The sequence below is a fragment of the Haematospirillum jordaniae genome, from assembly GCF_001611975.1.
Lineage (GTDB): Bacteria > Pseudomonadota > Alphaproteobacteria > Rhodospirillales > Rhodospirillaceae > Haematospirillum > Haematospirillum jordaniae.
The window spans coordinates 871031-886316 of the sequence record NZ_CP014525.1 but is presented as its reverse complement, the minus strand read 5'-3'; the positions used below and the strand labels follow the sequence as shown (position 1 = coordinate 886316).

General features: G+C 55.7%; 12 protein-coding genes and 1 tRNA gene. 5 read left to right on the top strand and 8 right to left on the bottom strand.

Going from position 1 to position 15286, the window contains the following annotated elements:
• Positions 1 to 86 precede the first annotated feature (86 nt).
• The 7 genes from AY555_RS04305 to AY555_RS04275 all read right to left on the bottom strand — a co-directional run bounded on the left by AY555_RS04305 (position 87) and on the right by AY555_RS04275 (position 10230).
• Positions 87 to 1442 carry an HlyD family type I secretion periplasmic adaptor subunit gene (locus tag AY555_RS04305; RefSeq protein WP_066133905.1) on the bottom strand — a complete coding sequence of 452 codons (1356 nt, stop codon included), beginning with the start codon at positions 1440 to 1442 and terminating at the stop codon, positions 87 to 89.
• Complete coding sequence (locus AY555_RS04300; RefSeq protein WP_066133901.1) at positions 1432 to 3714, bottom strand: peptidase domain-containing ABC transporter; 2283 nt, start codon at positions 3712 to 3714, stop codon at positions 1432 to 1434. Before AY555_RS04300 ends, AY555_RS04305 begins: the two co-directional genes overlap by 11 nt.
• Complete coding sequence (locus AY555_RS04295) at positions 3711 to 5417, bottom strand: peptidase domain-containing ABC transporter (protein WP_066133898.1); 1707 nt, start codon at positions 5415 to 5417, stop codon at positions 3711 to 3713. Before AY555_RS04295 ends, AY555_RS04300 begins: the two co-directional genes overlap by 4 nt.
• 214 nt (positions 5418 to 5631) lie before the next feature.
• Positions 5632 to 5716 (bottom strand) — tRNA-Leu (locus tag AY555_RS04290).
• A 191-nt stretch (positions 5717 to 5907) separates the two neighbouring features.
• Complete coding sequence (locus AY555_RS04285; protein WP_066133893.1) at positions 5908 to 6249, bottom strand: phasin family protein; 342 nt, start codon at positions 6247 to 6249, stop codon at positions 5908 to 5910.
• Between the two features lie 192 nt (positions 6250 to 6441).
• Entirely contained in the window at positions 6442 to 9075 is a 2634-nt protein-coding gene (gene alaS, locus AY555_RS04280; RefSeq protein WP_066133888.1) for an alanine--tRNA ligase, read from the bottom strand.
• A 90-nt stretch (positions 9076 to 9165) separates the two neighbouring features.
• Positions 9166 to 10230 (bottom strand): threonine aldolase family protein, encoded by a 1065-nt coding sequence (locus AY555_RS04275; RefSeq protein WP_066133885.1) that lies wholly within the window; start codon positions 10228 to 10230, stop codon positions 9166 to 9168.
• A gap of 327 nt (positions 10231 to 10557) precedes the next feature.
• Between AY555_RS04275 and AY555_RS04270 the strand changes: the two genes are divergently transcribed.
• The 5 genes from AY555_RS04270 to ppa all read left to right on the top strand — a co-directional run bounded on the left by AY555_RS04270 (position 10558) and on the right by ppa (position 14425).
• Positions 10558 to 11469: an ABC transporter ATP-binding protein gene (locus tag AY555_RS04270; RefSeq protein ID WP_082812059.1), complete on the top strand. Its 912-nt coding sequence runs from the start codon at positions 10558 to 10560 to the stop codon at positions 11467 to 11469.
• A 56-nt stretch (positions 11470 to 11525) separates the two neighbouring features.
• Positions 11526 to 12275, top strand: a complete 750-nt coding sequence (locus AY555_RS04265) for a transporter substrate-binding domain-containing protein (RefSeq protein WP_245176957.1) — start codon at positions 11526 to 11528, stop codon at positions 12273 to 12275.
• A 66-nt stretch (positions 12276 to 12341) separates the two neighbouring features.
• The gene (locus AY555_RS04260; RefSeq protein WP_082811853.1) at positions 12342 to 13013 is read left to right on the top strand and encodes an ABC transporter permease; all 672 of its coding nucleotides are present in this window, start codon (positions 12342 to 12344) and stop codon (positions 13011 to 13013) included.
• A 12-nt stretch (positions 13014 to 13025) separates the two neighbouring features.
• The gene (locus AY555_RS04255) at positions 13026 to 13751 is read left to right on the top strand and encodes an ABC transporter permease (RefSeq protein ID WP_066133877.1); all 726 of its coding nucleotides are present in this window, start codon (positions 13026 to 13028) and stop codon (positions 13749 to 13751) included.
• A gap of 140 nt (positions 13752 to 13891) precedes the next feature.
• Complete coding sequence (ppa, locus tag AY555_RS04250; protein ID WP_066133874.1) at positions 13892 to 14425, top strand: inorganic diphosphatase; 534 nt, start codon at positions 13892 to 13894, stop codon at positions 14423 to 14425.
• 87 nt (positions 14426 to 14512) lie between these two features.
• Here ppa and phoU read toward each other — a convergent pair whose 3' ends face one another.
• Positions 14513 to 15217 (bottom strand): phosphate signaling complex protein PhoU, encoded by a 705-nt coding sequence (gene phoU / locus AY555_RS04245; RefSeq protein WP_066133871.1) that lies wholly within the window; start codon positions 15215 to 15217, stop codon positions 14513 to 14515.
• Positions 15218 to 15286: the final 69 nt, after the last annotated feature.

Genomic DNA, 15286 nt, shown 5'->3' with positions numbered 1-15286 from the left:
GATACCAAAGCTGCTACCCCGCGCAAGGGTTGCAGCAAGCCTTAATGTGTATACGTGTTTTGGAAACCCGTACAGAACTGTCTTTCTCAGCGCTCTGTGAAGGCTTGGGTTGCCGCTACGTAGATTGGTTTCAGGAGATACTCAATCAGCGTTTTTTCGCCGGTCAAGATATCAGCCTGCACAACCATGCCAGGCAAAAGCCTGTTATGGATCTTTCCGATCCAGTTCTGGGACAAACGGATACGAGCCTTGTAATAAGGTTGTCCCTGTTCATCAAAAAATGTTGTGGCCGATATTAATTCCAAGGTTCCATCAATGCTTCCGTAACGGGCATAATCAAAAGCTGTTACCTTGACCCGCACAGTCTGACCAACCTCAACCGCACCAATGTCTTTTGTTGCTATACGAGATTCGACAACCATCTCCCCAGCACCGGGTACAATTTCGGCCAATAATTGCCCAGGCGTCACGACCTCGCCAGCATGCCTGACGGCAAGCCCCTTGATCACACCATCAGACGGAGCCGTAACCGTCAGCCGATTCACCTTGTCACGAGCCCGCCCCAAGGCCTCCTCAACTTCTGCAAGCTCTGCGGCCACAGCACCGATACGGTTTACCGTCTCTTCATGACCGCTGCTTTCAAGCTCCATCAGCTGCTGCGTCACTTCGGCAATACTGCCGCGAACGCTTTCCAGCTGCCCCTGCATCCGGGACTGCTCTGCTTGCCGACCGGCAAGTTCCCGCTCCGCGCGCAACATACTGATCTTGGAACCAATCCCCTGCTGGAAAAGACGGCGATAAACATCCCGTTCCTGCGAGAGGGCTGAAACTTCCTTGGCACTAGACTGAAGCTGCTGCACCAGCCCTGCCTCTTCCGCTTTGCGCTGCCCCAGCCGGCTTTGCAAAACAGACCGCCTGTCCTTCAGGGAACGAATCTGCGCCGCAAGAATGGCCTGCTGATCTTCTCCAATAGAAGCAAAGTTGCCACCAGACAGAGAGGACAAGTCCACATCCTCTCCTGCTGCGAAGGCACGCAACCGCCCCAGCTGGAACTCTAGGAAGGCACGACGTGTCAACAGCTGACCCTGTTCTGCCTCAAAGGCGGCCGGATCAAGACGCAACAACAGCTGACCCATGGATACGTGATCGCCTTCCTGCACCAGAACCTCACGGACAATCCCGCCTTCGAAATGCTGGATCTTCAGAACAGGATCGACAGGCACAACCTGACCGGATGTCACTGCCGTCTCGGCAACCGGCTGCGTAGAGGCCCAAACAGTAAATGCAAAGACAATAGCAGCAACGATAAACAGCAGCCCACGACGATGGTCGCTGATATCTTCTTCCAAGTGCACAACATGGGCTTGAGGACGCTGCCGACGACGGCCACGCTCAACAACCGGATGGGCTATTGCTGTTCGTACTACCTTGTCAGGGGCCATTATCAGGCTTCTGTCCTTTTCCATCACTCTTTTCTACCTGCCCCGCTGAGGGAGCTGGTCGGGAGGGTGTCAGCGATTCAACATCCACAAAACGCACAACCTGACCATCACGCAGCTCCAGAAGCTTGTCTGCAAGACGGACATGGCTGGGACGGTGCGTCACCACAATAACCGTAACCCTGCCCTGCAAGCGGCGGATCACATTCATCAAGGCCTCATCACCGGCGGCATCTAACCCACCCGCCGGTTCATCCAGAAGAACGATCGGCGCATCCTTGCGCATCAAAACCCTGGCAAGGGCTATACGAGTTCGCACACTGGGAGAGGCAACCTTCTGGTCACCAAACCGTGTTTCAAGACCATCAGGCAGCTCCCTCAGGTCATCGGCCAAGCCAACCAGACAGGCCACCTCCTGAATGTCAGCCAAGGATGCCGACGGGTCAGCCAGCTGAATATTCTGGATCACCGTACCCCGAAAGATCTCTGGCTCTTCCGGACACCAAGCAATAACCCTTCTGTACTCCAGCGGATCAAAGCGACGGATATCCATACCATCAACCTTGACCATGCCGGTCTGGCCCTTGAGAACACCGGCCAACGCCTTGATCAGGGTTGATTTACCAGCACCATTCCGACCAACAACGGCGACCACCTCACCAGGCTTCACTTCAAAGCTGACGCCAAGAAGGGCCGGCTCACTATCTTGGCTGTAGCGCAGACTAAAGCGACTGACCTGTATGCTACCACCCAGTTCACGCACCGGGCGAACCAAGGCATGAGGCGGACGCTCGGGTATCATCTCCATCAACCGATCAATCTGGCGGATGCTGGAATGCACCTGCTCGGAACGAGCCAGAACCATAAACCCGGCCTGGAACGGCGCCAAGGCGCGCCACAACAGGATCATCGAGGCAATAAGCCCACCCGTGGACATCACACCGGCGAGGACAGCCACAGCGCCAAACCACAACGTGGCAACGCCACACAACATGACAACGCCTTGGGCGGCAACAGCCAAGAAGGAAACCGTCTGGTTGGTCCCGAAATTAGCCCGCGCTGCCCGCGCAGAGCGAATGCGGTAGCGGTTCAACCACACAGAGAACGCACCCGTCGTTCGCAACAGGCGATGAAGGCGCACCGCCTCAATAGCAAGTTCCTGCCTGTTTGAAGTGGCCCGCGCAGCTTCGGCTACCTGACGACGCAAGGGCTCTCTGGCCAGAAAACCCATAGCAACAAGGACAAGCGCGCCAATTGTCGGTACAAGTCCAAGCCAACCGGCCAAAATGTACATACTGGCGATTACCAGAAGCGAGAAGGGAACGTCAAGGACAGACTGGGCGCTCTGCCCGGTCAAAAACTCACGTACCGTGTCGAAGTCCTTGACCCTGGACACTTGTGCACCAACGCTGGCCCCTTCTGTAACACTCGGTGGAAGGTACAAAAGGCGCTCGAAAACAGCCCGCCCGACCAAAATATCGATTCGCGCACCGACTCGGGCTAGCAGCCTTGTACGCAAAGATCGGGCACCAAGCTCACCTGTCAGAGCAACAATCATGACCAGAACAAGAGACCCCAGAGTAGAAAGGGAACCAGACGATATGTACCTATCGTAAATCGCCATCACATACAGCGGGGATGTAATCGCCAGTAACGTGATAACAGCCGTCAGGGCAAGGGCAATCCAAAGATGGGGACGAAACCGCATCAGGATGCCACCCAGCCACGATCCTTCACGCAAGGAAGCCGCCCGGGCATCAGGATCTTCAATAGCTTGGAAGACAAGGGCAACGCCAGGGTTCACGTCATCAATAACCTGAACACCATAACCGGGCATAAAAATATGCAGGCCATCGTGTTCCCGGGACAGAACAACACAGGCATCCGCATCTTCAGGGAGAAAAAGACAAGGCAGTTCCCGGTCCGGGATGGATGAAACAACCCCACTCCTCAGAACACTGGAGAAACCAAGATCAACCATGGTCCGACGCAGGCCGGTCAGGTCCAAGGGGCCCCCAAAGTAAGGCAGGGACTCAACCAAATGGCGGGTATCTCCGTCCCAACCCAACGCACGTAGAAGAACAGGCAGACAAAGCCCTAGGTCATTGCGGGTCAGCAATGACTCATCGGGAAGCTCCAGCGGACGGGAACGGTAGCGTACCGGACCCGCACCTGCAGCATCAGGGCCAGTCTCTTCTGGCGACACCCTGACTCCTATCCCCTTGTTCATGCTGTAGCCATCGACAACACCACCATCGGATATGACCACGCTCACGCCCCCTGTTCCGGAGGAACCGCGCGGATCACACCATCAGGACCCGGTAATGGAACCAGACGACCAGCAACCAGTTCATAATGACACTGGGCTATTTTCAATGTCGATGGCCTGTGACTCACAATGACAAAAGCGCGATCCTTCATCCGACGCTGCATGGCCTGCATCAACAGCTGGTCCGATGCCCCATCCAGAAGCGTATTCGCATCATCGAAAAGGATAACAGCAGGATCGAGAGCCAATATCCTTGCAATCGATATCCGCTGGATAACCCCACGGGGCAAGGCACTGCCGATACGACCACCCAGCGGAGCATCAAACCCCTGGGCTAAGGACGCGGCAAACTCATTCAAGCCAAGTTCTTCAGCCACAGCAAGCGCTGCACGCTCCCTTTCATGATCAAAAAGAGTTAGATTCTCCAGAAAAGTACCGGCAACAAGTTCGCCATGCTCGCCAAGAAAGCCTGTCGCCTGCCACAGATCGTCCCGGCGCACATGGGCAAGATCCTGCCCATCAACCAGAACGCGCCCCTGTTCGGGAACAAGGTGACCCGTCATCAACCATAACAACAGGGACTTGCCGCTGCCATTGGCACCACGAATACTGATGGAATCCCCCGGACGCAAGGTAAGGGACACAGAATCAAGGAGCCACGATCCATCAGGCCTCCGCCCATAACAGACGTTGTCCAGCGTCAGAACACCCTTGTCGATAAGCAAGGGATCTTTGTCCTCATCCAAGGCAATAGCGAATGTCTCGGCAACCCTCTGCTCTGCCATCGTATTGCTTTGACGACGGAGCCAGACAGACAAAGCTGCTTGCACAGGGGGAGCAATGCGCCCGGCCAGCATGGTACAGGCACCCAAACTCCCAACCGTCATCTGGTGGTCCACGACCAGCATAGCCCCACAGGCAACCGTCCCCACCGTCAAGGCCTGGGTAAAGATAGCCCCCATCATCTGTACGGCTCCCTGGCGAATAGCTAGGATGTGGCGCCCACTTATTGCGTTCTCCAAGAGACGCTCAAAACGCCTGAGCATCTGCGCCTCGGCAGACAGGGCCTTGACCGTCTGGATGCCTGACAGGGTCTCCAGCATGAAATTGAAGCGGCGCTCATACTGCTCACCCGTTTCCTCCGTGGCAGACCGCAGCTTGTCCCCTTGATGCAGGGATACCATGACAAACACAGCCGTCATCAGGATAGGAACGAAAACAAGCCACCCGCCCAGAAAAAGAATGACCAACAGGAATATTACGATAAAAGGCAAATCCGCCAAAGCCAACAGCATCCGTCCGCCATGGAAATCCCGCAGCTTATCCACGGATGACAGACGCTCCAGATGAGTCCCCCCCCCGTCTTTCTCGAAACGGGACATGGGCAGAGACAAAAGCCTGCGCAAACTTTCGTAATGACCACGATGCTCAAAGCGGGCTGACACAAGACCAGCCAATCCTTCTCTCAAGGTACGCAACAGCATTTCAAGGATCAGGGCGCTGATAACACCCAACGCCAGAAGATCAAGGGTTGCCATGTTATGATTAGGCAAGATGCGATCATAGATCTGCAACATTGACAGCGGCAATGCCAAGGCAACCACGTTGATAAAGAAAGAAGACAGGAACAATTCGACAAGATGACGCTGTCCGGACACAAGATGGGCCGGATCTGACGCGCGATGGAAAGCGGGTACCTGACCTGCCATAATTGTCTGTCCCCTGCCGGACGCTCCCGACACTCCTGCCATACCTGAGCCAATACAATCTTCGGCGATATATAAACAACCGAAAATAGACCTGCCCTGAACACGCAGGGATTTCAACCAAAAGAATCTATAACTCTTCCGTTACCCACCAAAAGTGATCCTTGTCCCTCTTCAGGGGCTTGCCACCATCCTTTATTACCACACAGAAAGATAATGGTGGGGACGGCGGGACTTGAACCCGCAAGACCATAGGTCGGACGATTTTAAGTCGTCAGTGTTTACCATTTCACCACGTCCCCGGAAAAATGGACCCTACCCTAGACGCTCCCGAGGAAAGGCTCAAGTACCTTATTGCATCAGAAGGGAACTACCGATTCCATAGGGATGATAATGGGCATGTCCAACAGAAAACAATGTAGGCCGGAAAACAAAAAACCGGCCGGAGGAAACCCCGGCCGGGTATCAAGGTCAGAATTCAGGGATAATATGGTCAGCCCATGGTCTCAACGGCACTCTTGTAACGCGCTTGGATCGGCTCAAGCGCCGAGCGGGCCACAATGGCGCCCATCTCGGACAATTTTGAAGACTGGGCCACAGCCTTGTCCCAGCTCTCCCGCGCCAACTGCTGTTGCACACGCGCCATATCATCCGGATTCTTGCAGGAAGCCAAAGCCTTGCTACCCTGCACAGCAACCTCAAGTGTCTTTCCGGTATAACCGAAGACCTCCTTGGCGATTTCCTCCACTCCGGCGGCCAGACGGTTCCCGGACTGGACAAAAGCATCAACGTTGGCCTTGTTGAAACTTACAACGTCGTCAAATGACCTGAACATCGGACCCTCCCGGGGGCATTCGCAGGCACAGCCCAGAGTAAACAGGGCCAAGCCTTATAGAGGAAGACAGTTTACACTGCATCGCAGCATGAGACAAACGTGCTCTCCCTTCCCCTAAAAGTCAAGACCGGAAATTGTGCACCGCAGCAGAGAGCAAGTTACCTCGCCCCCAACCGCCATTTTCCGGCCTTCTCAGCCAGCAAGGCTGGACCGGATCGCCTCCAGCGCCGCCCCGGAAGCGGCACCATCCGGCCCCCCGGCTTGGGCCATGTCAGGACGACCGCCACCCCCCTTTCCACCAACAACAGACGAACCGGCCCTAACCAGATCTACGGCATTGAAACGACCACTTAGATCGGGAGAGACTGCCACAACCAGACTCGCCTTTCCTTCAAAGGACGAAGCCAAGGCAACAACCCCCGATCCAATCTGGCGCATAAGATCATCGGCAATCCCCTTGAGGTCCTTGCCCGGCACATCATCCAACAAGCGCGACACAAAAGAGACGCCATCAACCGTAACAGGTGAAACCCCTTGTCCACCTACTCCCCCCCCAAGAGCAGCCTTCCGACGCAGGTCTTCCAGCTCACGTTCAAGCCGGCGACGCTCCTCCACCAGCGCGGCAACACGATCCGGGACCTCTGCGGGGGCAGCCTTCAGTGCCTCAGCCGCCTTGGACAACAGGCCCTCGCGAACAGAAATCCATTCCAGAGCCCCCCGACCGGTGACCGCCTCGATCCGGCGCACACCGGCACCCACAGCACTCTCAGACACAATCCGCAACAAGCCAATATCGCCGGTACGGTTAACGTGCGTGCCGCCGCACAGCTCCGTTGACACATCCTCCATGCTGACAACGCGCACCTCATCGCCGTACTTCTCGCCAAACAAGGCCATAGCACCAGCCTTGATCGCGGAATCAGGATCCATCAGACGGGTGACAACCTCGACATTGGCCCGAATCGCCGCATTGACATCAGCCTCGACAACGGCAATCTCCGCAGCGGTCACCGCACGGGGATGCGCAATGTCAAAGCGCAGACGATCAGCATCAACCAAAGATCCCTTCTGGGTAACATGTTCCCCAAGCCGCCGGCGCAAGGCTGTGTGCAGCAGGTGTGTTGCCGAGTGATTAGCCCGGATAGCCAAGCGGGTTTCCGTATCCACTTTCAGAAATACGGCACCACCAACAGCAAGCGTTCCCTCGTCCACAACGCCAGTATGCACAATCAGGTCACCCAGCTTCTTCTGGGTATCGGTTACGGATACACGCCCAGCACCCTCGACAAGAGCAATGACGCCACGGTCACCGACCTGACCACCGGATTCGCCGTAAAATGGGCTTTGATTCACCACAACAGAAACGGTTTGGCCCGCCTCAGCACGGTCCACACGCTTGCCATCGACAAGCAGGGCAAGGATCTTGCCCTCAGCCTCATCGGTGGCATACCCCAGAAACTCGGTCGCCCCGACGCTCTCACGCAACTCGAACCAAACAGCATCTGTCGCCGCCTCACCCGAGCCAGCCCAAGACTTGCGCGCCTTCTCACGCGCCTGGTCCATGGCTGCATGGAAGCCGTCCAGATCAACGGTATACCCCTCGCCACGCAGGGCGTCCTGGGTCAAGTCCAGCGGAAAGCCATAAGTATCGTACAGCGTAAAGGCCACACCGCCAGGCAAGGTCCCACCAGAGGGTAGCCGCTCTTTCTCCGCATCCAGCAGGCGAAGACCACGCTCCAGCATCTGACGGAACCGGGTTTCTTCCAGACGCAGCGTCTCGACAATGAGGACATGGGCACGCTCCAGCTCGTGGAATGCCAAGCCCATGGCCCGCAGCAAGGCAGGCACCAAGCGGTACATGACCGGCTCCCGACACCCCATGATATGAGCATGACGCATGGCCCGGCGCATAATCCGGCGCAGGACATAACCCCGCCCTTCGTTGGACGGCAGAACACCATCGGCAATCAGGAAACATGCTGCACGCAGGTGGTCGGCGATCACACGGTGGCTTACCTTGTGCGGACCATCCGGATCCGTATTGGCGACATCGGCAACAGCTTCAATCAGGCCACGCATCAGATCAATATCGTAATTGTCGTGCTTGCCCTGAAGAATAGCGGCAAAGCGTTCCAGACCCATCCCCGTATCAATGGACGGTCGGGGCAGATTGATCCGGGTTTCGGTATCAACCTGTTCAAATTGCATGAAAACGAGGTTCCAGATTTCGATAAAACGGTCGCCATCCTGATCGGCGCTGCCAGGAGGGCCACCGGCGATACCCGGACCATGGTCAAAGAAAATTTCCGAACACGGACCACACGGCCCCGTCTCCCCCATCATCCAGAAATTATCCATCGTCGGAATGCGAATGATACGGCTGTCCGGCAGGCCTGATATGCGACGCCACAACCCAGCAGCATCCTCGTCCGAAGTATGCACCGTCACCAGAAGCCGGTCAGCAGGCAGACCAAACTCACGGGTCACCAGCGTCCAAGCATGATGGATGGCCTCTTCCTTGAAGTAATCACCGAAAGAGAAATTCCCCAGCATTTCAAAGAAGGTGTGATGACGGGCTGTATACCCCACATTGTCGAGATCGTTGTGCTTACCCCCTGCCCGGACACACTTCTGCGAGCTGGCTGCCCGCGTCCATGGGCGCGTTTCCTGGCCGGTAAAGACATTCTTGAACTGCACCATCCCCGCATTGGTGAACATCAGCGTCGGATCATTGCGGGGAACCAGCGGGCTTGACTCAACGACCTGATGGCCGTGACGACCAAAATAGTCAAGAAAAGTGGCGCGGATATCATTGGTTGTCTTCATGGGGGTACTTCTTCAGACTGGGGCACAGCGGACGTTCATAATCCTGGATGGCCAGTTCTAGGACGACGTGGAGACGCTGTAAAGACAGAGTCAACCAACACCGGACAGGGACACGGAAAGGGCCTGCACCATTTCAACGACACTGTCTACATCCTCGACGCTGGTGGCAAAGGAACAAACCATACGGACAACATCAGGCCCAAGGTCTGCCCACGGACAGAAACCCATGCCGGATGCAGAGAGCGCATCGGCCATGCCCGGGGCAAGGCGCACAAAGACCTCGTTAACCTGAACCGGCATGACAAGTTCCACACCCGGGAGATCGGCAAGACCAGCAGCAAGGCGTGCGGCCATGGCATTGGCATTATATGCATTACGCAGCCAGAGCCCATCATCCAGCATTGCCTCCAGCTGGGCACCGACAAAACGGCTCTTGCTGAGAAGGTGGCCGGTCCGCTTCAGCAGATGCCCGAAGGTGTCAGCATGCCGGGGGTCAAAGAACAAAACCGCCTCTGCAGCCCATGCTCCGTTCTTGGTTGCCCCGAACGACAAGGCATCGACCCCGGCCCTCCAGGTCATATCCGCCGGAGAAACACCCGTGGCCATAACAGCATTGGCAAAACGTGCGCCGTCCATGTGCACAGCCAGCCCCAGACGCCGAGCAACAGAACATACCGCCTCGATCTCATCAAGACTGTAAACCGTTCCAAATTCGGTAGCCTGCGTCAGGGTCACAGCCGCAGCTCTGGCACGATGAATCCCATGGGAAGAGGAACGGGAAAAGGCCGCCTCCACGTCTTCGGGTGACAGTTTGGCTTGCTCTCCCGGAACAGGGATCATCTGGACCCCACCACCCAGAACCGTCGGTGCAGCAGCCTCATCACCCATTACATGGCTGTCCTGCTGACAGATAATACTCCCCCAGGGTGGGCACAGGGCAGACAGAGCCAAGCTGTTGGCAGCAGTTCCCGTTATAACAGGCCACATGACCAGATCAGGCTTCTCGAACACCTCACGAAAAGAGTCCTGGGCCCGGGCTGTCCAGTCATCAGCGCCATAGCCAGCCGCACTGCCAACCGATGCCACCGTCAAGGCCTGCAGGATCTCCGGCGAACAGCCATCAACATTATCAGACGTCAAATTTATGTTTTTCATGCCCAAGCACCCGACCACACCCTTAAATACGTGGGGAACGTACAGGACTGCCGCGCTTCCAAGCAACAAGGATCACAGAGTCTAAAATGGGTATGAATTAACATAATGATGTAATTTTTCGTCATTATGACGAAAACAACTACTCGTATGATGCATAGAGACGATAATCGTATGCCATAACGATGACCAATAGATAAATACATGTAGAAAGATGCGGTATAATGAGCATCATGGAGAGAGAGGCAACACGATAAACTATGCAATGGGGGCTGAATTTAGGATCAGCGTGAGTAAAATAAGATGCAATTCAAGGGTATTGCAAATCAAATGAAAACAAACATTCTTGACAAGATCTGCAAACTGGCACAGAACAGGCCCTCTTCTGCAATTCCGGGGCAAAAGCAAGATTCTTGCGCTCCGGCTCCCGCTGTCGAGGATACGGTGCAAAGTGAAGCAATCCCCGTTGACAACAGGTCTGTTGCCCTAGTTGCCGACAATATCCACAAGAGCTATCATGGACTGGAGGTCCTGAAGGGCGTTTCCCTTACAGCCCTTGAAGGCGACGTCATATCTGTCATTGGCTCCTCGGGATCCGGTAAAAGTACGTTCCTGCGATGCCTGAACCTATTGGAAGTACCGGATTCAGGCACGATCCGTATTGGGGAAGAAGAAATCCGCATGCGCCCCAACCGTAACGGGGGCATGGCTGTTGCCAGCGAACGGCAGGTGACCGCACTGCGTCGCCGCTTGGGCTTTGTCTTCCAGAACTTCAACCTGTGGCCACACATGACCATCTTGGAGAATGTGTCTGAAGGCCCCATCCAAGTTCTTGGCCTCTCCCGGCGGGAGGCAAATGAAAAGGCTGAAGCTCTTCTGGCCAAGGTCGGCATTGCAGACAAACGCCACGTACACCCGTCCCATCTTTCCGGTGGGCAGCAGCAACGTGCGGCCATAGCCAGGGCCATGGCAATGGATCCGCAGGTTATCCTTTTCGACGAACCTACCAGTGCGCTGGACCCCGAGTTGGTGGCAGAGGTGCTGGGTGTCATGCGTGGACTGGCCGAGGAAGGCCGGACAATGCTGGTTGTCACACACGAAATGAGCTTTGCCCGTGATGTTTCGAACCGGATTGTCTTCCTGCACCAAGGACGAATAGAAGAGGAGGGGCATCCGTCTCAGGTTATGGTCAACCCATCATCACCCCGGCTACGTCAGTTCCTTTCCAGTCACCTGTCCTGAGCGGCATCATAAAAACAGTCAATCACAACCCCGAAAACGCAAGGAGGGTGCATCTCGTGGAAAAAATTGTCAGCTGTATCATGGCGGCGGTTCTTGCTTTTGCGTCTGCATCCGGCGCTATTGCTGCCGAAAAGATCCGCATTGTAACCGAGGGGACCTACCCCCCGTTCAGCAGCGTCAATGGCAAGGGAGAGCTGGTCGGCTTTGATGTCGACATTGCCAAGGCCCTGTGCAAAACCATGAAGGCGGAGTGCGAGGTTGTCACCCAGAACTGGGACGGCATTATCCCCGGCCTTATGGCACGAAAGTATGATGCGGTCATTGCGTCGATGTCGATTACTGAAGAACGCAAGAAAGCAGTTGATTTCACAAGCCCTTACTACTCGAACAAGCTACAGTTCAGTGGCCCGAAGAACAAGCCGCTGGATATATCCAAGGCAGGCCTGCGCGGGAAGACCATTGGTGCCCAACGCGCGACATTTGCAGCAATCTGGTTTGAACAGAACTACAAGGGTGTAGACCTGAAGCTCTATGCCGGCCAAGAGGAAGTCTTTTCCGATATGGCATCCGGGCGCTTGGATGGCATCATTGCCGATGTTTATGTCACCTATGACTGGCTGCAATCGAAAATGGGGGAGAAATTCGAGTTCAAGGGTCCGGTTCTTTACGATGGTGACAAGGTTGGCATTGCCGTGCGCAAGGGGGATGCCCTGCGTGAACGCCTGAACAGCGCCCTCAAGACTATTCGCGAAAATGGAACCTACGCAAAGATCAACGCGCGTTACTTCCCGTTTGACATCTACTGAATATCACCACGGCAACCCATCTCCTGATGGCAGGAGCAAAGGTCGCCGACCGTAGAGGATTGTATCTTGCTATACGGCTTTGGCCCACAACTCCTAGAAGGTCTTCTTGTAACCGTACAGGTCTCTGTGGTTTCTGTGTGCATTGGTATCGTGTTGGGCATGGCCGGCGGAACGGCTAAGGTCTATGGCCCTGCGCCCCTGCGGGGGCTGGCTGAGCTCTATACAATCGTTCTGCGCGGACTACCGGAATTGCTAGTCGTCCTGCTGGTCTACTATGGTGGTTCCTGGCTTCTGGGTCTGATTCCGGGGTGGCCCCTAGAACTGAAACCTTTTGCGGCCGGATGCCTAGCACTGGCCACAACCTTTGGCGCCTATGCCACCGAAGTTTTCCGTGGCGCCCTTCAATCAATCCCCAAGGGGCAGATTGAAGCCGGTACGGCTATAGGATTGGGGCGCTTTCTTGTGTTCCGTCGCATTATACTGCCCCAGGTCTGGAGGCTGGCCCTTCCTGGACTGGGGAACCTGTTCCTCGTTCTGCTGAAGGACAGCGCCCTAGTCTCAGTCATCGGTGTGCACGACCTTATGTACAAGGCAGACATGGCCCGTACCGCAACGCGAGACTCCTTTACCATGTTTTCTGCAGCCGCTGTCCTGTACCTGCTGCTGACAGCTGTCACAACCGCCGTGCTCCATGTCCTCGAGAAAAGGACATACCACGGCATCCACCGCCCTGCCTGAGGCTTGACGACCATGGACTTCAGCCTTGACCTGATGATCTCGAGCCTGCCGCACCTGCTTGACGGCGCGGTTCTGACAGCAGAGCTGGTGACGCTTTCGGTCATCATTGGCTTCTTCATTGCGGTACCGGTGGGTGTCTTGCGCAGCATCGGGGGGCCTTGGTGGATACAGGCGCTTCCGTGGTCCTATATTTTCTTCTTCCGTGGAACCCCTCTGCTGATCCAGATCTTTCTGATCTACTACGGCCTCAGCCAGTTTGAAGCTGTTCGTGACAGCCTGTTGTGGTCCCTGTTGCGGGATTCATACTGGTGCGCCCTGATCGCCTTCACCCTGAATACAGCTGCTTACTCTGCGGAAATCCTGCGCGGAAGTATTGTTGCCGTACCGGCTGGCGAGGTTGAGGCAGCCCATGCCGTGGGCATGACGCGTAGGCAAGTCATCTGGCGTATTGTCCTGCCACGAGCCTGCCGGATGTGTCTGCCCGCCTATGGAAACGAGATCATCTTCCTGATCAAAGGATCTGCACTGGCATCCGCCATCACGCTTGCCGAGCTGACAGGAAGTGCAAACATTATTATCGCACGAACCTACAAACCGTTGGAGGTTTTGCTTGCAGCCGGACTGATTTATCTGGTGATGATCTATGGCCTGACACTTGCGCTGAAGATGGTTGAACGATACCTGTCAATTACACCACCCCGCCTTCCTATTCGGGCCGAAGATACAGGTCCTGTCTGACACGTACAAAACCAACGGGAAACAGAGACCAATTCCCTGGTGCATCCCGGCCATACTGCCATTAGGATTCACCCGTTCTCATCCAGGTTTGCCACGCAGGCTTTCCTGCTGCGGCAACCGGACAACCGAGGCCATATCAGATGGATATCAAGAAGATCCCTATCGGAAACAACCCTCCGCATGATGTCAATGTTATTATTGAGATTCCCCTGCGCAGCGACCCGGTCAAATACGAGGTCGACAAGGAAAGCGGTGCCATGTACGTCGACCGCTTCCTGCACACAGCCATGCACTATCCGTGCAATTACGGCTTTATCCCGCATACCCTTTCCGATGACAATGACCCGATTGATGTCATGGTGGTGAGCAACATGCCTGTGGCTGTCGGGTCCGTGCTGCGCTCACGCCCTGTCGGGGTCCTGTACATGGAAGATGAATCCGGCGGAGATGAAAAGATCCTAGCTGTCCCGCATTCGAAACTGCATCCCTATCACGACAACGTGCAGAACTATACAGATCTGCGGTCAACCCTGATCCGGCAGATCGAACACTTTTTCGTGCATTACAAAGATCTGGAAGAAGGAAAATGGGCAAAGGTCAAGGGCTGGGGCGATGCCGAGGCTGCCGGCCGGGCCATTTCCGAGGCGATCGAACGGGCCAAACAAAAAGGGTAAGGCCTAGCCCCCTGAGATAAGGCAGAAAAAGACACGGCGGCCCCTGATCGGCCGCCGTGTTGTATTTTATAGCCCTGGAACAAGCCTTTACAAACTCATTGAAGAACTCTGGTCAGCCTTTGGACGCTGCCCGGTTACTTGCTGGCCTGTCACAATAAAGCAGGTAATCTCGGCCAAGTTGGTCGCATGGTCACCAACACGCTCTAGGTTCTTGGCAATAAACATCAGGTGCGTGCACGGCGTGATATTGCGCGGATCTTCCATCATATAGGTCAGAAGCTCGCGGAACAGGGATGAGTACAGGTCATCAACCTCCCGGTCGCTGTCACGCACCTTGTGGGCACGGTCTGTATCCTGAGCAAGAAAGGCATCTAGGGATTCCTTAAGAAGGTCGCGCACCAGCCAACCCAACCGCAGAACCGACCGAATGGCTGGGATATGCGGTGACTGACGCAACACCTCAACGCGATGAGCGGTCGAGGTCGCATGGTCGGCAATCCGCTCTAGGGCCGAGGCAACCTTGAGAGACGACATAATCAGGCGAAGATCATCGGCAACCGGCTGACGCAGGGCCAGCAGACGCACAACCTGTTCATTGATGCTGTCCTCATCACCGTCAACCTGACCATCCGCCCCAATTACACGCGCCGCTAGATCCGTATCGCCCTGCTCCATGGCCTGAAGGGCTGACACCAGCTGCGTTTCCGCCAATCCCCCCATATGGGCAATGGTCTGGTTCAGACGATTGATGTCATGGTCAAACGACCGGACCGTATGCGGATTACCGGGCACAGCCTATACCTCCTCAACAACAAAAACAGCCCACTTCGGGACGGGGGCGCATCATTGACCAAAAGCGCT